The sequence below is a fragment of the Pseudomonas sp. MS646 genome, from assembly GCF_036693845.1.
Taxonomy (GTDB): Bacteria; Pseudomonadota; Gammaproteobacteria; order Pseudomonadales; family Pseudomonadaceae; genus Aquipseudomonas; species Aquipseudomonas chlororaphis_E.
In genome coordinates, this window is record NZ_CP144763.1 from 1,806,295 (window position 1) to 1,826,566 (window position 20,272).

16 protein-coding genes are annotated in these 20,272 nt (G+C 62.8%); 10 read left to right on the plus strand and 6 right to left on the minus strand.

What is annotated here, in order from left to right; all coding sequences use genetic code 11:
• Nucleotides 1-152 precede the first annotated feature (152 nt).
• Nucleotides 153-1,115: a DMT family transporter gene (locus tag V3H56_RS08015; protein ID WP_047737595.1), complete on the plus strand. Its 963-nt coding sequence runs from the start codon at nucleotides 153-155 to the stop codon at nucleotides 1,113-1,115.
• A gap of 54 nt (nucleotides 1,116-1,169) precedes the next feature.
• On the opposite strand, the gene V3H56_RS08020 is transcribed toward V3H56_RS08015, so the two are convergent.
• The gene (locus V3H56_RS08020; protein WP_338474431.1) at nucleotides 1,170-2,564 is read right to left on the minus strand and encodes a class II fumarate hydratase; all 1,395 of its coding nucleotides are present in this window, start codon (nucleotides 2,562-2,564) and stop codon (nucleotides 1,170-1,172) included.
• Nucleotides 2,565-2,755: 191 nt separating this feature from the next.
• Here V3H56_RS08020 and V3H56_RS08025 point away from each other — a divergent pair, with 191 nt between their 5' ends.
• The 7 genes from V3H56_RS08025 (at nucleotide 2,756) to V3H56_RS08055 (ending at nucleotide 10,748) form a co-directional block, all read left to right on the plus strand.
• Nucleotides 2,756-3,277: a DUF2059 domain-containing protein gene (locus V3H56_RS08025; RefSeq protein WP_042732949.1), complete on the plus strand. Its 522-nt coding sequence runs from the start codon at nucleotides 2,756-2,758 to the stop codon at nucleotides 3,275-3,277.
• Between the two features lie 12 nt (nucleotides 3,278-3,289).
• Nucleotides 3,290-3,589 carry a BolA family protein gene (locus V3H56_RS08030; RefSeq protein WP_338474432.1) on the plus strand — a complete coding sequence of 100 codons (300 nt, stop codon included), beginning with the start codon at nucleotides 3,290-3,292 and terminating at the stop codon, nucleotides 3,587-3,589.
• A 261-nt stretch (nucleotides 3,590-3,850) separates the two neighbouring features.
• Nucleotides 3,851-4,792 carry a rhodanese-related sulfurtransferase gene (locus V3H56_RS08035; protein WP_042731754.1) on the plus strand — a complete coding sequence of 314 codons (942 nt, stop codon included), beginning with the start codon at nucleotides 3,851-3,853 and terminating at the stop codon, nucleotides 4,790-4,792.
• 3 nt (nucleotides 4,793-4,795) lie between these two features.
• The gene (locus tag V3H56_RS08040; RefSeq protein ID WP_042731753.1) at nucleotides 4,796-5,431 is read left to right on the plus strand and encodes a DsbA family protein; all 636 of its coding nucleotides are present in this window, start codon (nucleotides 4,796-4,798) and stop codon (nucleotides 5,429-5,431) included.
• The gene (locus V3H56_RS08045) at nucleotides 5,424-7,250 is read left to right on the plus strand and encodes an ABC transporter ATP-binding protein (RefSeq protein WP_042731752.1); all 1,827 of its coding nucleotides are present in this window, start codon (nucleotides 5,424-5,426) and stop codon (nucleotides 7,248-7,250) included. The genes V3H56_RS08040 and V3H56_RS08045 overlap by 8 nt, the downstream gene beginning before the upstream one ends.
• 190 nt (nucleotides 7,251-7,440) lie before the next feature.
• Nucleotides 7,441-9,900, plus strand: coding sequence for an EAL domain-containing protein (locus V3H56_RS08050; RefSeq protein WP_042731751.1), 2,460 nt, complete (start codon nucleotides 7,441-7,443; stop codon nucleotides 9,898-9,900).
• Nucleotides 9,901-9,944: 44 nt separating this feature from the next.
• Complete coding sequence (locus tag V3H56_RS08055; protein WP_042731750.1) at nucleotides 9,945-10,748, plus strand: iron-containing redox enzyme family protein; 804 nt, start codon at nucleotides 9,945-9,947, stop codon at nucleotides 10,746-10,748.
• 145 nt (nucleotides 10,749-10,893) lie between these two features.
• Here V3H56_RS08055 and V3H56_RS08060 read toward each other — a convergent pair whose 3' ends face one another.
• The 5 genes from V3H56_RS08060 to V3H56_RS08080 form a co-directional block, all read right to left on the minus strand.
• Nucleotides 10,894-11,820 carry a GGDEF domain-containing protein gene (locus V3H56_RS08060; RefSeq protein ID WP_047737592.1) on the minus strand — a complete coding sequence of 309 codons (927 nt, stop codon included), beginning with the start codon at nucleotides 11,818-11,820 and terminating at the stop codon, nucleotides 10,894-10,896.
• Nucleotides 11,821-12,180: 360 nt separating this feature from the next.
• On the minus strand, nucleotides 12,181-12,921 hold the full coding sequence (locus V3H56_RS08065) for a YciK family oxidoreductase (protein WP_042731748.1): 741 nt from the start codon (nucleotides 12,919-12,921) through the stop codon (nucleotides 12,181-12,183).
• 186 nt (nucleotides 12,922-13,107) lie between these two features.
• Entirely contained in the window at nucleotides 13,108-13,779 is a 672-nt protein-coding gene (gene mupP, locus V3H56_RS08070) for an N-acetylmuramic acid 6-phosphate phosphatase MupP (RefSeq protein WP_047737590.1), read from the minus strand.
• A 4-nt stretch (nucleotides 13,780-13,783) separates the two neighbouring features.
• The gene (gene ubiG / locus V3H56_RS08075; protein ID WP_042728087.1) at nucleotides 13,784-14,482 is read right to left on the minus strand and encodes a bifunctional 2-polyprenyl-6-hydroxyphenol methylase/3-demethylubiquinol 3-O-methyltransferase UbiG; all 699 of its coding nucleotides are present in this window, start codon (nucleotides 14,480-14,482) and stop codon (nucleotides 13,784-13,786) included.
• 63 nt (nucleotides 14,483-14,545) lie between these two features.
• The gene (locus V3H56_RS08080; protein WP_047737587.1) at nucleotides 14,546-15,877 is read right to left on the minus strand and encodes a TRZ/ATZ family hydrolase; all 1,332 of its coding nucleotides are present in this window, start codon (nucleotides 15,875-15,877) and stop codon (nucleotides 14,546-14,548) included.
• Nucleotides 15,878-15,983: 106 nt separating this feature from the next.
• On the opposite strand from V3H56_RS08080, the gene mtnA reads away from it, so the two are divergent.
• Together mtnA and gyrA are read left to right on the plus strand one after the other, a co-directional pair.
• Nucleotides 15,984-17,060 (plus strand): S-methyl-5-thioribose-1-phosphate isomerase, encoded by a 1,077-nt coding sequence (mtnA, locus tag V3H56_RS08085; RefSeq protein ID WP_042728085.1) that lies wholly within the window; start codon nucleotides 15,984-15,986, stop codon nucleotides 17,058-17,060.
• Between the two features lie 445 nt (nucleotides 17,061-17,505).
• Nucleotides 17,506-20,169, plus strand: a complete 2,664-nt coding sequence (gene gyrA, locus V3H56_RS08090) for a DNA gyrase subunit A (RefSeq protein WP_338474433.1) — start codon at nucleotides 17,506-17,508, stop codon at nucleotides 20,167-20,169.
• Nucleotides 20,170-20,272: the final 103 nt, after the last annotated feature.

Sequence of the window (20,272 nt, forward strand, 5' to 3'; positions counted from 1 at the left end):
GTTTATGTGTTGTGGCTGGCGGGCGCTTGGGCAGCCGATAGGCGGCAATGTGCCATCCCTTATCATGAACTGTTAGTGACCAACTGTCCCTGTGTTGCCCCGTGATCCATGCCTAGAATAGACGCTCTTTTGTCCTGGGCTTCGAGGATTGCATGCATATTTCATCCGGTCGCTGGGTCTACGGCCTGTTTCTCGCCCTGCTGACCGCCCTGTTATGGGGAATCCTGCCGATCAAGCTCAAGCAAGTGCTGCACGTGATGGACCCGGTCACCGTGACCTGGTTTCGCCTGTTGGTGTCCGGCGGCCTGCTGTTCATCTACCTGGCGGCTACCCGTCGTTTGCCCAGTCGCCGGGTGCTCGGCCCCAGGGGCGGCTGGCTGGTGGCGATGGCGGTGCTGGGGCTGGTGGGCAACTACGTGTTGTACCTGATGGGCCTGAACCGTCTGAGCCCCGGCACGGCGCAACTGGTGGTGCAGATGGGCCCGATCATGCTGCTGGTCGCCAGTCTGTTCGTGTTCAAGGAGCGCTTCAGCATCGGCCAGGGCATCGGCCTGGCGGTGCTGTTGATCGGTTTCGCGCTGTTCTTCAACCAGCGCCTCGTTGAGTTGCTCACATCGCTGAGTGAGTACACCGCCGGGGTGCTGCTGGTGTTGCTGGCGTCCACGGTCTGGACCTTCTATGCCTTGGGGCAGAAGCAATTGCTGACGGTGTGGAATTCACTGCAGGTGATGATGGTGATCTACCTCTTCTGCGCGTTGCTGCTCACCCCCTGGGTGCATCCCTTGGAGGCGTTGCAATTGAGCCCGGTACAAGGTTGGCTGCTGTTGGCCTGCTGCCTCAATACCCTGATCGCCTATGGCGCATTCGCCGAAGCCCTGGCGCACTGGGAGGCGTCACGGGTCAGTGCGACGCTGGCGATTACGCCGTTGGTGACCTTCGCCGCCGTGGCGTTGGCGGCCTGGTGGTGGCCCGACTACGTGCATGCCGAGCAGATCAACCTGCTGGGGTATGGCGGGGCGGTGCTGGTGGTATTGGGCTCGGCGCTGGTCGCGCTGGGGCCTTCGCTGATCGCCGGGCTCAGGGCGCGGCGTCAGCGGTTGGCGGTGGGGCGCTAGGGCAGGGCTTTTCGCGAGCAGGCTCACGAAGGCCTGCTCGCGGTCCATCCCGGCTCAGCCCTGGCTGCCGGCTTCCAACATGTTTTCCGGCCTCACCCAGGCGTCGAATTGTTCATCGGTCAGGTACCCCAACTGCAACGCCGCCTCACGCAAGGTCAGCCCTTCGCTGTAGGCTTTCTTGGCGATTTCGGCAGACTTGTCGTAGCCGATGTGTGGGTTCAGCGCGGTCACCAGCATCAGCCCACGTTCCAGGTGCGCGGCCATCTGCTCGGCATCCGGTTCGAGGCCGGCGATGCAGTGCTGCTGGAAGTTGCTGCAGCCATCGGCCAGCAACTGGATCGATTGCAGCAGGTTGTGGATGATCACCGGCTTGAACACGTTCAACTGCAAGTGACCCTGGCTGGCGGCGAAGCCGATGGTGACGTCGTTGCCCATCACCTGGCAGGCGAGCATCGACAGGGCTTCGCACTGGGTCGGGTTGACCTTGCCAGGCATGATCGAGCTGCCCGGTTCGTTGGCCGGCAATTTCACCTCGGCGAACCCGGCCCGTGGCCCGGAGCCCAGCAGGCGCAGGTCGTTGGCGATTTTCATCAGGGTCACCGCCAGGGTTTTCAGCGCGCCGGACAACGCGGTGAGCGGTTCATGACCCGCCAGCGCGGCAAACTTGTTCGGCGCGGTGACGAACGGCAGGCCGGAAAGTGCCGCGAGCTCGGCCGCGATCGCTTCGCCAAAGCCATGGGGCGAATTGAGCCCGGTGCCCACCGCCGTGCCGCCCTGGGCCAGTTCACACACCGCGGGCAATGCGGCACGGATCGCCCGTTCGGCGTAATCGAGCTGGGCAATGAACGCCGACAGTTCCTGGCCGAAGGTAATGGGCGTGGCGTCCATCATGTGGGTGCGGCCGGTCTTGACCAGCTTCAGGTGGCGCGCCGCCAGTTCCGCCAGCCCGCCGGACAACTCGCTGATGGCCGGCAACAGTTGCTTGTGGACGGCCTGCACCGCGGCGATGTGCATGGCGGTGGGGAAGCAGTCGTTGGAGCTCTGGGAGCGGTTGACGTGATCGTTCGGGTGCACCGGGGTCTTGCCGCCGCGGGGGTTGCCCGCCAGTTCGTTGGCGCGCCCGGCGATCACTTCGTTGACGTTCATGTTGCTCTGGGTGCCGCTGCCGGTCTGCCAGACCACCAACGGGAACTGGTCGTCATGCTGGCCGTCGAGCACTTCGTCGGCGGCCTGTTCGATCAGCCGGGCGATGTCGGCGGGCAGGTCGCCGTTGCGGTCATTGACCCGCGCGGCGGCTTTCTTGATCAGCGCCAGGGCATGCAGCACCGACAGCGGCATGCGTTCATTGCCGATGGCGAAGTTGATCATGGACCGCTGTGTCTGGGCGCCCCAGTAGGCGTCGTCAGGGACTTCAACCTGGCCCAGGCTGTCGGTTTCGGTACGGCTCATCGGGTCAAACTCCTTTAAGGCTGAATGCGCAGTTTAGGCCCGATTGGGCGGCGCCGGTTCCGTCAATCTAGGGGCGGTGAGTCCGGCCCGTCAATCGGACCCAACAAGCGTCGGGGTTGAGGCCCGGCGTTTATTAGGCGCAGAATGGTCGCCCTTGGGGTTTTACCTCGCCTGTAATGAAAGGAAACTCGATGACCCGTCTTCGTGCCATCTGTACCGCAGTTGCTCTGGTATGTGCCAGCGGCCCTGTTTTCGCCGATACCGCCAGCCATAACGCCAGCGCCGAAGCGTTCCTGACCCTGGCGCACGCTGACAAACTGGGCACCCCGGTGTACATGCAAGTGCAGCAGATGTTTGCCCAGCGCTTTGAACAGACCAAGGCCCCCGAGTCGAAGAAAGCCACCCTGGAAACCTACCAGGCCAAGGCCAACGCCGCGCTGGACCAGGCCATCGGCTGGAACAAGCTCAAACCGGACATGGTCAAGCTCTACACCAGCAACTTCAGCGAGTCGGAGCTCAAGGACCTGGTGGCGTTCTACCAGTCGCCGCTGGGCAAGAAAGTCCTGGAAAAAATGCCGCAGCTGACCCAGCAATCGGCCCAGTTGACCCAGGCCAAGCTTGAAAGCGCGGTGCCGGTGGTCAACAAGCTGCTGGCGGACATGACCGCCGAGCTCGAGCCAAAAGCCGCTGCGCCGGCCAAGAAAAAGCCGTAAGCGGAGCCCGGTATGAGCATGCAGCAACGCATCGAATCGACCCTCGGGCTGTTGCAGCCCGAGCACCTGCAAGTGCTGGATGAAAGCCACATGCACAGCCGTGGGCTACAGACCCACTTCAAGGCCGTGGTGGTCAGCCGGCATTTCGAGGGGCTCAATCGCGTCAAGCGCCACCAGAAGGTCTACGGCACGCTGGGCGAGCTGATGGGCGAGTTTCACGCGTTGGCGCTGCACACCTACACCCCCGAGGAGTGGGCGCAGATCGACGCCGCGCCCGCTTCGCCGACCTGCGCAGGTGGCAGCAAGCACTGATTCAGGCGCTGTGGCGAGGAAGCTTGCCGTGGTGAAGGCGCTTTCCGTGGCGAGGGAGCTTGCTCCCGTTGGACCGCGAAGCGGTCCCCCCTGAATAACGCAGGCGACGGCTTCGCCGCCGAGCGGAAGCAAGCTCCCTCGCCACCGGTGTGCTCCTAAAGCCACCGTGTATTTGCTAGAATCCGCAACGCGCCTGCAAGGGCGCTTTTTTTTTCGCATCCGGTTCACCCTTTGCGAGGGTAGCCACCTGGAGAAACACCCATGACACAACCCATTGTCGTGGCGGCACTGTATAAGTTCGTCACCCTTGAAGACTACGTCGAACTGCGCGAGCCCCTGCTCAAGGCCATGCTCGATAACGGCATCAAAGGCACCCTGCTGATCGCCGAAGAAGGCATCAACGGCACGGTCTCCGGCACCCGCGAGGGCATCGACGGGTTGCTGGCCTGGCTCAAGAACGATCCACGCATGATCGACATCGACCATAAAGAGTCGTACTGCGACGAGCAGCCGTTCTATCGCACCAAGGTCAAGCTGAAGAAAGAAATCGTCACCCTCGGCGTCGAAGGCGTGGACCCGAACAAACAGGTCGGCACCTACGTCGAGCCGCAGGATTGGAATGCGCTGATCAGCGATCCGCAGGTGCTGCTGATCGACACCCGTAACGACTACGAAGTGTCCATCGGCACCTTCGAAGGGGCCATCGACCCCAAGACCACCAGCTTTCGCGAGTTCCCCGAGTACATCAAGGCCCATTTCGATCCGGCCCGCCACAAGAAAGTCGCCATGTTCTGCACCGGCGGCATCCGCTGCGAGAAAGCCTCCAGTTATATGCTCGGCGAGGGTTTCGAGGAGGTCTACCACCTCAAGGGCGGCATCCTCAAGTACCTTGAGGAAGTGCCCCAGGAACAATCCAAGTGGCGTGGCGACTGTTTCGTGTTCGATAACCGCGTCACCGTTCGCCACGACCTCAGCGAAGGCGACTACGATCAATGTCATGCCTGTCGTACGCCGGTCAGCGTCGAAGACCGTGCTTCGGAGCACTATGTGCCGGGTATCAGCTGCCCGCATTGCTGGGACACGCTGAGCGAGAAAACCCGCCGCAGCGCCATCGACCGGCAAAAGCAGATCGAACTGGCCAAGGCTCGCAACCTGCCGCACCCGATCGGCTACAACTACAAGCAGTCATCTTCCGAGGCTTGAACCATGGCGCCACGCCTGCTCTATGTAATGGACCCGATGTGTTCCTGGTGCTGGGGTTTTGCACCGGTGGCCGAGGCGCTGGTGGAGCAGGCGCAGGCGGCGGGGGTGGAGTTGCACCTGGTGGTGGGCGGCTTGCGCACCGGCAGCGGGTCGGCGCTGGAGCCGACGACCCGACGCTACATTCTCGAACACTGGCAGGCGGTCACCCAGGCCACCGGCCAGCCGTTCACGCTTGAAGGCGCGCTGCCGGACGGGTTTGTCTACGACACCGAGCCGGCCTGCCGCGCCGTGGTCACCGCCCGCACCCTGGCGCCGGACCTGGCCTTCAAGCTGCTGAAGCTGATCCAGCAGGCGTTTTACGTGCAGGGGCGCGACGTCACCCACGCCAGCGTCCTGGTGGAATTGGCCGAACAGGCCGGGCTGCCGCGCATCGAGTTCGCCGCCGCCTTCGATCGCGCCGACCAGCACGCGGCCACCGCCGCCGATTTCACCTGGGTGCAGGACCTGGGGATTGCCGGGTTTCCCACGCTGCTGGCCGAGCGTGACGGTCAGTTGGCGTTGTTGACCAACGGCTACCAGCCCCTGGAATCCTTGTCGCCCTTGCTGGGCCGTTGGCTGGAGCGCGCCGCCTGTGCCTGACCGGCCGGAGCACTCGCCAACCCCGCAACGCATCGATCGGTTGAGCTGGGCCGAAATCCGTCGCCTGGCCCTCAAGCACAAGAAAGCCCTGTGGATCGCCAACGGCGTGGCCGTGCTGGCGACGCTGTGCAGCGTGCCGATTCCATTGCTCCTGCCGCTGTTGGTGGACGAAGTGTTGTTGGGGCGCGGCGATGCGGCCTTGAACGTGATGAACCAGGTGTTGCCCGCGGGGTGGCAGCAGGCGGCCGGCTATATCGGGCTGATGCTGCTGGCGACCCTGGTGCTGCGTTGCGGTGCATTGCTCTTCAACGTGTTGCAGGCGCGGCTGTTCGCCCGGTTGGCCAAGGACATCGTCTACCGCATTCGCATCCGCCTGATCGAACGGCTCAAGCGCATTTCCCTCGGCGAGTACGAAAGCCTGGGCAGCGGCACCGTGGCGGCGCACCTGGTCACCGACCTGGACACCGTCGACAAGTTCGTCGGTGAAACCCTCAGCCGTTTCCTGGTGGCGATGCTGACCCTGGTGGGCACCGCCGGGATCCTGGTGTGGATGCACTGGAAACTGGCGCTGCTGATCCTGTTGTTCAACCCATTGGTGATCTACGCCACGGTGCAATTGGGGAAAAGGGTCAAGCACCTCAAGAAGCTGGAAAACGACAGCACCTCGCGCTTCACCCAGGCCCTGACGGAAACCCTGGACGCCATCCAGGAAGTGCGCGCCGGCAATCGCCAGGGCTTTTTCCTCGGGCGCCTGGGCATGCGGGCAAGGGAAGTTCGCGATTACGCCGTGAGTTCGCAGTGGAAAACCGACGCGTCCAGCCGCGCCACCGGCCTGCTGTTCCAGTTCGGCATCGATATCTTTCGCGCCGCGGCCATGCTCACCGTGCTGTTTTCGGACTTGTCGATCGGGCAGATGCTGGCGGTGTTCAGCTACCTGTGGTTCATGATCGGCCCGGTGGAGCAGTTGCTCAATCTGCAGTACGCCTTTTATGCGGCGGGCGGTGCGCTGTCGCGGATCAATGAGCTGTTGGCCCGTGCCGACGAGCCGCAGTACCCCGGCGGCAGCGACCCGTTCAAGGGCCGTGACACGGTGGGCATCGACATTCAGGGGCTGGATTTCGGCTATGGCGAGGAACTGGTGCTCAACCAGTTGAGCCTGTCCATCCTGCCCGGGGAGAAAGTCGCCATCGTCGGTGCCAGTGGCGGCGGCAAGAGCACCCTGGTGCAACTGCTGCTGGGCTTGTACACGCCGCAGGCGGGCAGCATCCGTTTCGGCGGCGCGACGCAACACGAGATTGGCCTGGAGACCATCCGGGAGAATGTCGCGGTGGTGTTGCAGCATCCGGCGCTGTTCAACGACACGGTGCGCGCCAACCTCACCATGGGCCGCGAGTGCACCGACGAGGCCTGTTGGCGAGCCCTGGAGATCGCCCAGCTCGATGCCACCGTGCGCGCGCTGCCCCAGGGGTTGGACAGTATCGTCGGGCGTTCCGGGGTTCGGCTGTCCGGTGGTCAGCGGCAACGGCTGGCGATCGCCCGCATGGTATTGGCGGATCCGCGGGTGGTGATCCTCGATGAAGCCACGTCCGCGCTGGACGCTGCCACCGAGTACAACCTCCACCAGGCCCTGGCGCGTTTCCTGCGCGGGCGCACCACGCTGATCATCGCCCATCGGCTCTCCGCGGTGAAACAGGCCGACCGCGTGCTGGTGTTCGATGGTGGGCAGATCGCCGAGGACGGCGACCATTTGCAGCTGATTGCCGAAGGTGGCTTGTACGCTCGACTCTACGGTCACTTGCAACAGATACAGCAGCCTTGAGTTTCCGGCACTTTTCTGTGCTTAGTATCGAAAAAAAATCAGCCAAACACCCCCGACTTCACTGAATTTCCAGCTAAAGCCCCTCGATTCTTCCTACCGGCGTTCCAAGGATCGAAAACTAGCCTAGGCTCTGGAATTAGCAGCGGATTTCTCGCGGGTGCTTATCGGCAACGCCTGTGCAAGGGACCTCATGAAGCAAAAACGGACTCTCGGAACGCCTCGATTGTTGGGCATCGTCTGGCCCTTTATTGCCGTTGTGCTATTTCAGGCATTGCTCGGTGGCGTGAGTCTCTACGTATTGTCGGCGGTTCGCGGTTACGTGGCGGGGGAGAGCCTCTGGTCCAAGGGGCAGAAAGACGCCATCTATTACCTCAACCTCTATGCCGACAGCCGCGACGAAGCCATTTTCCTCAAGTACCAGCAAGCCATCGCCGTTCCCGAGGGCGGGCATGAGCTGCGGGTGGCGCTGGACCGCCAGCCGCCGGACCTGGAAGCGGCCAGGACCGCCATCCTCAAGGGCGGCAATCACCCGGACGACGTGGCGAGCCTGATCTGGCTGTATCTGAATTTTCGTCACTTCAGCTACCTGGAAGAGGCCATCGACCTGTGGACGGTGGGGGACGGCTACCTGATCGAGCTGGATAACGTCGCCCAGCAGATGCACGCCAGCATCAGCGCGGGCCAGGCGACGGAGGTCGATGTCCGCGGCTGGAAGGCGCGGATCTTTGCCATCAACGATTCCGTCACCCCGGCGGCCAAGGCATTCAGCGATGCGCTGGGCGAGGGCTCGCGCTTCATCCTGCGGCTGTTGCTGGTGACCAACTTCGCCACGGCGCTGGGGTTGATCGTCCTGGCATTGCTGCGTACCCACAAATTGCTGGCCCAGCGGCAGGTCTTTGCCAATGCGTTGCAACTGGAGAAGGAACGCGCCCAGATCACCTTGCAATCGATCGGCGACGGCGTGATCACCACCGACGTCGAGGGAGCCATTGCCTACATGAACCCCGCCGCCGAGGCGATGACCCACTGGAAAGCCGAACATGCCATGGGTCTGCCCCTGGCGGCGCTGTTCAATTTGCTCGATGACAACGCCCAGGCGGAAGGGCTGACCCTGATCGAGCACATCCTCAGCGGCCGGCTCAGCGGTGCCAGCGAACACTCCAAGCTGATCCAGCGCCTGGACGGCAGCACCGTGTCGGTCACGCTGGTGGGCGCGCCGATCCGCCATGCGGGCAACGTCAGCGGCGCCGTGCTGGTGCTGCACGACATGACCCAGGAGCGCCAGTACATCGCCAACCTGTCCTGGCAAGCCACCCATGATGCATTGACCGGGCTGGCCAACCGCCGGGAGTTTGAATACCGGCTCGAACAGGCCCTGCACAACCTCACGCGCCAGGTCGGTCGCCATGCCTTGATGTTCCTCGACCTGGACCAGTTCAAGCTGGTCAACGACACCTGCGGCCACGCCGCGGGCGACGAGTTGTTGCGCCATATCTGCGCCTTGCTGCAATCGGGGCTGCGGGAAAATGACACCCTGGCCCGGTTGGGCGGGGACGAGTTCGGCATCCTGCTGGAAAACTGTTCGCCGGAGGCCGCGGAAAAGATCGCCGAGGGGCTGCGCCAGACCGTGCAGAACCTGCATTTCGTCTGGAAGGGCCGGCCGTTCGTGACCACGGTGAGCATCGGCCTGGTGCACATCGCCCAGACCCCGACGACCCTGGAGGCCTCCTTGCGGGCCGCCGACATGGCCTGCTACATGGCCAAGGAGAAGGGCCGCAACCGGGTCCAGGTCTACCATGCCGACGACTCGGAGCTGTCCCTGCGCTTTGGCGAGATGGCCTGGGTCCAGCGCCTGCACATGGCCCTGGAGGAAAACCGCTTCTGCCTCTACGCCCAGGAAATCGCCGCGTTGGGGCCTGGCGACCATGGCGGCGGGCACATCGAAATCCTGTTGCGGCTGCACGACGAGGCCGGGCGGATGATCCTGCCCGACAGCTTCATTCCCGCGGCGGAGCGCTATGGCCTGATGACCTCCCTGGACCGCTGGGTGGTGGAGAACGTGTTCAAGGTCATTCGCCAGTGCCTGAATGAATCACGGCAGGCACCGATGGCCATGTGTGCGATTAATCTGTCAGGTACGACTATCGGAGATCAGGCGTTCCTCGACTTCTTGCGTAAACAATTCGCGGCCTACTCGATCCCCCCGGAAATGATTTGTTTTGAAATTACCGAGACCAGCGCTATTTCGAATTTGGGCAGTGCGATCCGCTTTATCAATGAACTCAAGAGCTTGGGTTGTTACTTCTCGCTGGATGACTTTTGCGCCGGAATGTCTTCATTCGCTTACCTGAAACATTTACCTGTAGACTTCCTGAAGATCGACGGGAGTTTCGTAAAGGATATGCTGGACGACCCGATTAACCGTGCAATGGTCGAAGTGATCAATCATATCGGCCACGTCATGGGTAAGCGCACGATTGCCGAGTTTGTTGAAACCACCCAGATCGAGCAGGCATTGCTGGAAATCGGGGTGGATTACGCTCAAGGGTATGTGATTGAACGCCCGCAATTGTTTACCTGTGACACGTTGCAATGTAGGCCGGCCCGGCCCCAGCCGTTGTTATTCAAGGCCCCCGGCACGTTCCGCTGAACCTCTTGTTGATCCGGAAAATCACAATCAAAAGGAGCCAGACAGTGATCGACACATTCAACCGAACAGGCCCGCTCATGGAGGCCCAAAGCTATCCGAAATGGGCACAACAGCTCATTATCGATTGCAGCGAGAGCAAGCGCCGGGTTGTCGAACACGAGCTGTATCAACGCATGCGCGACAACAAGCTCAGCGCCAAGACCATGCGCCACTACCTCATTGGTGGTTGGCCGGTCGTTGAACAGTTCGCCTTATACATGGCACAGAACCTCACCAAGACCCGCTTTGCCCGCCATCCCGGCGAGGACATGGCGCGTCGTTGGCTGATGCGTAATATCCGTGTCGAACTCAACCATGCCGACTACTGGGTCAACTGGAGTGCCGCCCATGGCGTCACCCTGGAAGACTTGCAAGCCCAGCAAGTGCCTCCGGAGCTCCATGCGCTGAGTCACTGGTGCTGGCACACCAGTTCGTCGGACTCGCTGATCGTGGCCATCGCCGCGACCAACTATGCCATCGAGGGCGCCACTGGGGAGTGGTCGGCCTTGGTGTGCTCCACCGGCGTCTACGCGGCGGCGTTCGCCGAAGAGGAACGCAAGCGGGCGATGAAGTGGCTGAAGATGCACGCCCAGTACGACGATGCCCATCCTTGGGAAGCCCTGGAGATCATCGTTACGCTGGCGGGCATGAACCCGAGCAAGGCCCTGCAAACGGAGCTGCGCCAGGCGGTGTGCAAGAGCTATGACTACATGTACCTGTTCCTGGAGCGTTGCATGCAACTGGAACACTCGGAGTCCGTGGGCAAGTCGCCAGTCAACCGTGAGCGCCTCGCGCTGGCCGGCAGCTGAGCCGTTTCCCGGACATAGCTGAACCCCTCGGGGAGTGAGTCAGCTCGCGATAGAGCCTGCAGAGTCGACGGGGAGGTCGACTGTCAGGCCCTCATCGCGAGCAGGCTCGCTCCCTCAGGTGATGATGTTATTCACTTGGTTGGCTTCAACCCGCCATCGCCAACCGATTGCGCCCCTCGCGCTTGGCCACATACAGCGCGCTGTCGGCTCGCCGCAACAGGCTTTCGGCTGATTCGCCGGGCAGCAGGGTGGCGCAGCCCAGGCTGACGGTGAGTTCGATCCGGGTGCCCCCGGCGAAGTAATCCTGGACCTGGGCGGCATGACGCAGGCGTTCACCCACCATGGCCGCGGCGTCCCGGCTGGTGTTGGCCAGCAGGATCAGAAACTCCTCGCCTCCGAACCTAAACACCATGTCCACATTGCGCAGTTGATTCTTGATCGACTCGGCCACGGCCTTGAGCACGTCATCGCCGACGCTGTGACCGTGGTTGTCGTTGATATGTTTGAAGTGGTCGATGTCCAGCATCAGCAACGACAGGGGCTGCGAATGACGCTTGGCCATGTCGATTTCCCGGGTCAGCGTCTGGTCCATCGCGATGCGGTTGCCGGTGCCGGTCAGGGGGTCGCGCAGGGCGCTCTGGGTCGCCGCGCGGTAGAGCAAGGCATTGCGCAGTGGATACAAGAGCGTGGAGAGCATCGCTTCCAGGTCGGCCTGTTCGGCGTCGGTGAAGCGTTGGTTGCGGCGAAACACCAGTTCGCCCAAGTGTTCGCCTTCGTGGCTGAGGTTATAGCTGACGGTGTGGTGCCCACGCTGGCCGAACTCCAGGCGCAGATCGCTCGGCTTGTGTTGATACGCCAATGCATCCAGAGGCACGAGCCGCTGAACCTCGCGGAAGAACAAACCCAGGATGCGTTGCGGCTCCAGGCTGGTCTGCAATTGCTGGCCCAGTTGCTGGCGCAATTGCGACAGGCTGACAGAGCGCGCCGCGAGCGGCGACGGCTGGCCGAGGCCCAGGCGCTGCAACTTGGCACTGTCAAAATCAATCGCGTTCATCTGCATGGGCGTTTTCATATGGCGTTAGCCCCTAAGCTAAATCTGTCCCGGCAGGCTGGGTGTGGCGGCTTTGGGCTGCGCGTCGTACTGGTCCATCAGTCCCGTAGGACTCTGATAGGAGTCTAGTCGGCTTTCCCTGGCTGGCTAAGTCTCGTCTCAACGTCCGTTACCCGCCGAACATGGCGTGTTTTGAGGATATTTAGAGCGAAAGTCGTGCCATTCGGTTCATTTCAATAAAAACCGATGGGAAATCAAGGTCTTGTGTGTGCGTTTCAAGTTGCCGGGGGCACTGAGGTGACGAGGGTTTGGCGTTTCGCCTGGCTGCGTGCCGTGCAAAGGCGCGTCGCGACGGGAAGTCGTCGCGACGCGAGCCCGGTGTTACTGGGCGTTGAAGGCCTGGCCGTTCACACCTGTGCTGTCCGGCCCCATCAGGTAGAGGTAGACCGGCATGATTGCCTCGGGCGTCGGGTTGTCGAGCGGGTTTTCCCCAGGGTAGGCCTGGGCGCGCATGCTGGTGCGGGTCGCACCCGGGTTGATGCTGTTGGCGCGCACGGCGGCAACGCTGTCGACTTCGTCGGCCAGGGTCTGCATCAGTCCCTCGGTGGCGAACTTGGACACGCCATAGGCGCCCCAGTACGCCCGGCCCTTGCGGCCAACGCTGCTGGAGGTGAACACCACGGACGCATCCTTGGACAGCTTGAGCAGCGGCAGCAAGGTGCTGGTGAGCATGAACATGGCGTTGACGTTGATGTGCATCACCCGCATGAAGTTCTCCCCGGACAACTGCTCCAGCGGCGTGCGCGGGCCGATGATCGAGGCATTGTGCAGCAGGCCGTCCAGGTGACCGAACTCGGTCTCGATCATGGCCGCCAGTTCATCGTATTGATGGGGCAGGGCGGTCTCGAGGTTGAACGGGATCACCGCCGGCTGCGGATGGCCGGCTGCCTCGATTTCGTCATAGACCTGGGTCAGGTTGGCTTCGGTCTTGCCCAGCAGCAGCACGGTGGCGCCATGGGCCGCGTAGGCCTTGGCAGCGGCAGCCCCGATACCGCGACCGGCGCCGGTCACCAGGATGACCCGGCCCTGGAGCAGGTCGGGGCGGGCGGAATAATCAAACATAAAAAAACCTCACGAAACATAACGATGCGTAGTGACGAGCTGTTGTGGCGAGGGGATTTATCCCCGCTGGGTCGCGAAGCGACCCCCTTCGTTTTTGATTCATCGCGGTGACAGACAGTTTGTGGAGGCGCTTCGCGCCTCAGCGGGGATAAATCCCCTCGCCACAGGAGCGATACTCGATTTGCCTCAGCAACTGCACAACGCGTTATCCAGCACCTCGCGCAGTGCCAGCGGGTGATCGATCACCACGTCAGCGCCCCAGTGCTTGGGGTTGTCGTCCGGGTGGATGTAGCCGTAGGTCACGGCGCAGGTTCGAGTGCCGGCGCTGCGACCGGACTCGATGTCCCGCAGGTCGTCGCCTACGAACAACACGCTGGCCGGGTCCAGGTCGAGCATCTTGCAGGCCAGGGTCAGCGGTTCCGGGTCGGGCTTGCTGTTCGTCACATGGTCGGGGCAGATCAGCACTTTCGAGCGCTGCGCCAGGCCCAGTTGCTGCATGATCGGTTCAGCGAAGCGCACCGGCTTGTTGGTGACCACGCCCCAGATCAGGTTGGCCGCCTCGATGTCGGCCAGCACCTGGGCCATGCCGTCGAAGAGATGGCTGTGCACGGCGCAACCCTTGAGGTAGCGGTCGAGGAATTCCTGGCGAAGGTCCTCGAACCCGGGCGATTCCGGGTCCATGGAGAAGGTCACCGCGACCATTGCCCGGGCGCCGCCGGAAATCTCGTCGCGGATGTGCTGCGGGTTCATCGGTGGCAGGCCGCGATCAGCGCGCATGGCCTGGCAGATGGCGATGAAGTCCGGCGCGGTATCGAGCAACGTGCCGTCCATGTCGAAAAGAACCGCTTTGAGACGCATCGCCTTACTCCTCGCGCAGGGTCTGGATCATGTAGTTGACATCAACGTCGGCGGCCAGCTTGTAGTGCTTGGTCAGCGGGTTGTAGGTCAGGCCGATGATGTCCTTGACGGTCAGGCCGGCCATGCGGCTCCAGGCGCCGAGCTCGGACGGGCGGATGAATTTCTTGAAGTCGTGGGTGCCACGCGGCAACAGCTTCATGATGTATTCGGCGCCGACGATGGCGAACAGGTAGGCCTTCGGGTTGCGGTTGATGGTGGAGAAGAACACCTGGCCGCCCGGCTTGACCATGCGGAAGCAGGCGCGGATGACCGAGGACGGATCCGGTACGTGCTCGAGCATTTCCAGGCACGTCACCACGTCGAACTGGCCGGGCATTTCCTCGGCCAGGGCTTCGGCGGTGATCTGCCGATATTCCACGTTGACGCCGGATTCCAACTGGTGCAACTGGGCCACCGCCAGCGGCGCCTCCCCCATGTCGATGCCCATCACCGTCGCCCCACGCTGGGCCATGGCCTCGCTGAGGATGCCGCCGCCGCAGCCGACGTCGAGCACCTTCTTGCCAGCCAGGTTGACCCGTTCATCGATCCAGTTGACCCGCAGTGGGTTGATGTCGTGCAGCGGCTTGAACTCGCTTTCACGGTCCCACCAGCGATGGGCCAGGGCTTCGAACTTGGCGATTTCGGCGTGGTCGACGTTGCTCATGTGCAGATCCTCGAAAAGCTGGGAAAGTCAGGTGCCCCGAGCCTGGTGGCTCAAGGGGCGTGGTTATTCGTCGTGTCCGCTGATGCGGCGCCCCCAGGCCTGGGCCGTGGCGGTCAATTGCGATTCGTCGAGGCGCGTCAGCCGGCCGTCTTCCAATAACGGCTTGCCGGCCACCCAGAGGTGTTTCACACAGTTGCGCCCCGTGGCGTAGATCAACTGCGACACTGGATCGTAGATCGGCTGCTGCGCCAGGCCCGACAGGTCGAAGGCCACCAGGTCGGCGGCCTTGCCGACTTCCAGCGAGCCCACGGTGGACTCGATGCCCAGCGCCCGCGCGCCATTGAGCGTGGCCATGCGCAGCGCTCGGTGGGCGTCCAGGGCCGTGGCGGAACCGGCGACAGCCTTGGCCAGCAGGGCAGCGGTGCGGGTTTCCCCCAGCAGGTCCAGGTCGTTGTTGCTGGCCGCGCCGTCGGTGCCAATGGCGACATTGACCCCCGCCTGCCATAAACGCTCCACCGGGCAGAAGCCGCTGGCCAGTTTCAGGTTCGATTCCGGGCAGTGGATCACGCTGCAATTGCTTTCTACCAGCAAAGCCTGGTCTTCATCGCTGATCTGAGTCATGTGCACGGCCTGGAAGCGCGGTCCCAGCAGGCCAAGCCGGCCCAGGCGCGCCAGCGGTCGCTCGGCGGTGTTATCCACAGCCTGCTGCACTTCGAAGGCGGTTTCGTGGACATGCATGTGGATGGGCGCGTCCAACTCCTCGGCGATCACGCGGATTTTCTCCAGGTTCTCGTCGCCCACGGTATAGGGCGCATGGGGGCCAAATGCGATTTTGATCCGAGGATGGTGCTTGAGGTCGCCAAACAGCTCGATGCCCTGACGAATGGCGTCATCGGCGCTGGCCGCACCGGGGATCGGGAAGTCGAGGATCGGAATGGCCAGTTGCGCGCGCATGCCGCTGTTGTGCACGCGCTCGCTGGCCACCTTGGGGTAGAAGTACATGTCGCTGAAGCAAGTGATGCCGCCCTTGATCTGCTCGGCGATCGCCAGGTCGGTGCCATCGCGGACGAAATCCTCGTCGACCCACTTGGCCTCGGCCGGCCAGATGTGCTGCTCGAGCCAGGTCATCAAGGGCAGGTCGTCGGCCAGGCCACGGAACAGCGTCATGGCCGCGTGCCCGTGGGCATTGACCAGACCGGGGGCCAGGAGCATGCCGGGCAGTTCGCGAACCTCTGCGGCGTCACACTTGAGGGCTTCTGTCCGCGGGCCGATAAATACGATGCAACCGTCGCGAATGCCCAGGCCATGGTTCTGGAGCACTACGCCGGCGGGTTCGACAGGCACTAACCAGCTCGGCAGCAATAATAAGTCGAGCGCAACGGCAGGCTTGGGCATCGTGGAGCGGTTCCATGGGGTATAAAGGATGGCGAAGTATACCCGAGCGTCTTCGCAGAGGGATCGCTATAATCGGCGGCTTTTGTTCATGAGTGCGGGGTGAGGGATGCGCGATCGACTGTTGGCTGCGGAGAAGGTGAAGGCCATCGATTGGCGCGATGGCGTCCTGTACTTGCAAGATCTGCGGGCATTGCCATTCGAGCAGAACTGGATCGCCTGCACCAGCGCCGCCGAAGTGGCCGACGCCATTGGTGCGCGAGTGGTGCGCGGCGCCCCCGTCATTGGCATTTGTGCAGCGTACGGCGTCGTGCTCGCCGCCCGTGCCCGGATGACGCAGGGCGGTGACTGGCAGGCCGCGTTGGAAGCCGACTTTGCCGTGCTGGCTGCCGCCCGGCCGACGGCGGCGAATTTGTTCTGGGCGCTGGATCGGATGCGTGATCGGTTGGGCCGCCTGAAGGAGCACGCCGAACCGCTGGCGGTGCTGGAGGCCGAAGCCATCGCGATCCATGTGAGCGATCGCGAGGCCAACCTGACCATGGCCCAGCTCGGCGTCGACCTGATCCGCAAGCACCAGGGCAACGCCCAGGCCATCCTCACCCACTGTAACGCCGGGGCCCTGGCCACCGGCGGCTTCGGTACCGCCCTGGGGGTGATTCGTGGCGCGTTCATCGAAGGCATGGTCGAGCGTGTCTATGTCAATGAAACCCGGCCTTGCCTGCCAGGCTCGCGCCTGAGCGCCTGGGAGCTGGCCGAGGAGGGCCTGCCGGTGACCATTAACGTCGATTCCGCCGCCGCCCATATCATGAAGACCAAGGGCGTGACCTGGCTGATCGTGGGGGCTGACTGCATTGCCGCCAATGGTGACGTGGCGAACCGGATCGGTACGTATCAACTGGCCGTCTGCGCGATGCATCACGGTGTGCGCTTCATGGTGGTGGCGCCGAGCTCGGCCATCGACATGAGCCTGGCCTGCGGCGAGGACATTGTGCTCGAGGACGGCGATGGGCGCGCATTGCTGGAGATGGAGGGCCAGCGCATCGGCGCCGACGTCGAGGCCTTCGACCCGCGGTTCGATGTCACCCCGGCGGACCTGATCGACGTCATCGTCACGGAAAAGGGCATCGTCGAGCGTCCCGATACGGCGAAACTGGCGCAGTTGATGTGCCGCAAGCGGCTGCATTGAGACGGTTGTTGTCAGTAATGTCGCCATCGCGAGCAAGCTCGCTCCCACACTGGAATGTGTTATGGCTGACATCCCTGGCATACACAAATCCCCTGTGGGAGCGGGCTTGCTCGCGAAGAGGCCTCTACAGGCAACAAATTCCTTGCATTTGTGCTCTTGTTCTCCATCCATAGCGCCTCTAAGCCCCTCTGATCCCATATCAGCCTGTCACCGGTCAACTAACTACGCACCATGCGCATCTGGGGGATAGGTGCGTGGCGGCTCTTGTGATAACATCCGGCGGTTTCCAAGGCTGCCTCGCGAGGCGGCCTTCACTGCGCAGATCCATGGCATAACTCGTTGATTTGTCGTAAGTCGTTGCACGGCATTTGTTCGGCAGCGGCGAGCTTCGTTCGTCCCATCTGGATGTGACGAGGTTTCACCAGAAAAAGGAATCAGGCTTCTCATGGGCGAACTGGCCAAAGAAATCCTACCGGTCAATATCGAAGACGAGCTGAAACAGTCCTACCTCGACTACGCAATGAGCGTAATCGTCGGGCGGGCGCTGCCGGATGCGCGCGATGGCTTGAAGCCCGTGCACCGGCGCGTGCTGTACGCGATGAGCGAGCTGGGCAACGACTTCAACAAGCCGTACAAGAAATCCGCCCGTGTCGTCGGTGACGTGATCGGTAAGTATCACCCTCACGGTGACACCGCCGTGTACGACACCATCGTTCGGATGGCCCAGCCATTTTCCCTGCGCTACCTGCTGGTAGACGGCCAGGGCAACTTCGGTTCGGTGGACGGCGACAACGCCGCGGCCATGCGATACACCGAAGTGCGCATGACCAAGCTGGCCCACGAGTTGCTGGCCGACCTGCACAAGGAAACCGTGGACTGGGTGCCGAACTACGACGGCACCGAGATGATCCCGGCGGTCATGCCGACCCGTATCCCCAACCTGCTGGTCAACGGCTCCAGCGGTATCGCCGTGGGCATGGCGACCAACATCCCGCCGCACAACCTCGGTGAAGTCATCGACGGTTGCCTGGCTCTCATCGACAATCCCGAGCTGAGTGTCGATGAACTGATGCAGTACATCCCCGGCCCCGACTTCCCGACCGCCGCGATCATCAACGGTCGTGCCGGCATCATCGAAGCCTACCGCACCGGTCGTGGGCGCATTTACATGCGTGCCCGCTCGACCGTCGAGGACATCGACAAGGTCGGCGGCCGCCAGCAGATCGTCATCACCGAGCTGCCGTACCAACTGAACAAGGCCCGCCTGATCGAGAAGATCGCCGAGCTGGTCAAGGAAAAGAAACTCGAAGGCATCACCGAGCTGCGTGACGAGTCCGACAAGGACGGCATGCGCGTCGTGATCGAGTTGCGTCGCGGCGAAGTGCCCGAGGTGATCCTCAACAACCTCTACGCCCAGACCCAGCTGCAAAGCGTGTTCGGCATCAACATCGTTGCGCTGATCGACGGTCGTCCGCGGATCCTGAACCTCAAGGACCTGCTGGAAGCCTTCGTGCGTCACCGCCGCGAAGTGGTCACCCGCCGTACCGTGTTCGAACTGCGCAAGGCCCGTGAGCGTGGTCACATCCTCGAAGGCCAGGCCGTCGCCCTGTCGAACATCGACCCGGTGATCGCCCTGATCAAGGCTTCGCCAACCCCGTCGGAAGCCAAGGAAGCGCTGATCAGCACCCCTTGGGAGTCCAGCGCGGTGATGACCATGGTCGAGCGCGCCGGCGCCGATTCCTGCCGCCCGGAAAACCTCGATCCGCAATATGGTCTGCGTGACGGCAAGTACTTCCTGTCCCCGGAGCAGGCCCAGGCCATTCTGGAACTGCGCCTGCACCGCCTGACCGGCCTGGAGCACGAGAAGCTGCTGGCCGAGTACCAGGAGATCCTCAACCAGATCGGCGAGCTGATCCGCATCCTCAACAGCGCCACGCGCCTGATGGAAGTGATCCGCGAAGAGCTGGAAGTGATCCGCGCCGAATACGGCGACGTGCGTCGCACCGAGATCCTCGATGCGCGCCTGGACTTGACCCTGGGTGACATGATCCCGGAAGAAGACCGCGTGGTGACCATTTCCCACGGCGGCTACGCCAAGACCCAGCCATTGGCTGCCTACCAGGCCCAGCGCCGGGGTGGCAAGGGCAAGTCGGCGACAGGCGTCAAGGACGAGGACTACATCGCCCACCTGCTGGTCGCCAACAGCCATACCACGCTGCTGCTGTTCTCCAGCAAGGGCAAGGTGTACTGGCTCAAGACCTACGAAATCCCCGAGGCCTCCCGTGCCGCCCGTGGCCGTCCGCTGGTCAACTTGTTGCCGCTGGACGACGGTGAGTACATCACCACCATGTTGCCGGTCGAGGAGTACACCGAAGGCCACTACATCTTCATGGCGACCGCCAACGGCACCGTCAAGAAGACCCCGCTGGAATCCTTCAGTCGCCAGCGCAGCGTCGGCTTGATCGCCCTGGAACTGGACGAGGGCGACGTGCTGATTTCCGCTGCCATTACCGACGGCGAGCGCGAGGTCATGCTGTTCTCCGACGGTGGCAAGGTGACGCGCTTCAAGGAGTCCGATGTCCGCGCCATGGGCCGTACCGCCCGCGGTGTGCGCGGCATGCGCCTGCCAGAAGGGCAGAAGCTGATTTCCATGCTGATCCCGGAAGAAGGCAGCCAGATCCTCACGGCTTCCGAACGTGGTTATGGCAAGCGCACCGCCATCGGCGAATTCCCCGAGTACAAACGTGGCGGCCAGGGCGTCATCGCCATGGTCAGCAACGAGCGTAACGGTCGTCTGGTCGGCGCGGTCCAGGTGCTCGATGGCGAGGAGATCATGCTGATCTCCGACCAGGGCACCCTGGTGCGTACGCGGGTCGACGAGGTGTCGAGCCTGGGTCGTAACACCCAGGGCGTGACGCTGATCAAGCTGGCCAGCGATGAAACGCTAGTAGGGCTGGAGCGGGTCCAGGAGCCGTCGGAAGTCGAAGGCGAGGAGCTGGAAAGCGAGGATGACGTGGCGTTCGACGGCACGCTCGGTGCCGATGTCGACGATACGGTTGGCGATCAGTCGCTGGATGCCGCCGCAGACGAAGAAGAACCGCAGGACTAAGCGGACACGCAGGGGGCGGATGAAGATTCGCCCCCTTGTTGTTTGTCCCTTTTGAAAATTTGCGACATCGCACATCCCCCGCTCCCACAGGGGGGCAGAACAC

Excerpts from the sequence above, each read along its gene's own strand:
- V3H56_RS08015 (WP_047737595.1), top strand. The coding sequence starts at position 153 with ATGCATATTTCATCCGGTCGCTGGGTCTACGGCCTGTTTCTCGCCCTG.
- V3H56_RS08020 (WP_338474431.1), bottom strand. The coding sequence starts at position 2,564 with ATGAGCCGTACCGAAACCGACAGCCTGGGCCAGGTTGAAGTCCCTGAC.
- V3H56_RS08025 (WP_042732949.1), top strand. The coding sequence starts at position 2,756 with ATGACCCGTCTTCGTGCCATCTGTACCGCAGTTGCTCTGGTATGTGCC.
- V3H56_RS08030 (WP_338474432.1), top strand. The coding sequence starts at position 3,290 with ATGAGCATGCAGCAACGCATCGAATCGACCCTCGGGCTGTTGCAGCCC.
- V3H56_RS08035 (WP_042731754.1), top strand. The coding sequence starts at position 3,851 with ATGACACAACCCATTGTCGTGGCGGCACTGTATAAGTTCGTCACCCTT.
- V3H56_RS08040 (WP_042731753.1), top strand. The coding sequence starts at position 4,796 with ATGGCGCCACGCCTGCTCTATGTAATGGACCCGATGTGTTCCTGGTGC.
- V3H56_RS08050 (WP_042731751.1), top strand. The coding sequence starts at position 7,441 with ATGAAGCAAAAACGGACTCTCGGAACGCCTCGATTGTTGGGCATCGTC.
- V3H56_RS08060 (WP_047737592.1), bottom strand. The coding sequence starts at position 11,820 with ATGAAAACGCCCATGCAGATGAACGCGATTGATTTTGACAGTGCCAAG.
- V3H56_RS08065 (WP_042731748.1), bottom strand. The coding sequence starts at position 12,921 with ATGTTTGATTATTCCGCCCGCCCCGACCTGCTCCAGGGCCGGGTCATC.
- mupP (WP_047737590.1), bottom strand. The coding sequence starts at position 13,779 with ATGCGTCTCAAAGCGGTTCTTTTCGACATGGACGGCACGTTGCTCGAT.
- ubiG (WP_042728087.1), bottom strand. The coding sequence starts at position 14,482 with ATGAGCAACGTCGACCACGCCGAAATCGCCAAGTTCGAAGCCCTGGCC.
- V3H56_RS08080 (WP_047737587.1), bottom strand. The coding sequence starts at position 15,877 with ATGCCCAAGCCTGCCGTTGCGCTCGACTTATTATTGCTGCCGAGCTGG.
- mtnA (WP_042728085.1), top strand. The coding sequence starts at position 15,984 with ATGCGCGATCGACTGTTGGCTGCGGAGAAGGTGAAGGCCATCGATTGG.
- gyrA (WP_338474433.1), top strand. The coding sequence starts at position 17,506 with ATGGGCGAACTGGCCAAAGAAATCCTACCGGTCAATATCGAAGACGAG.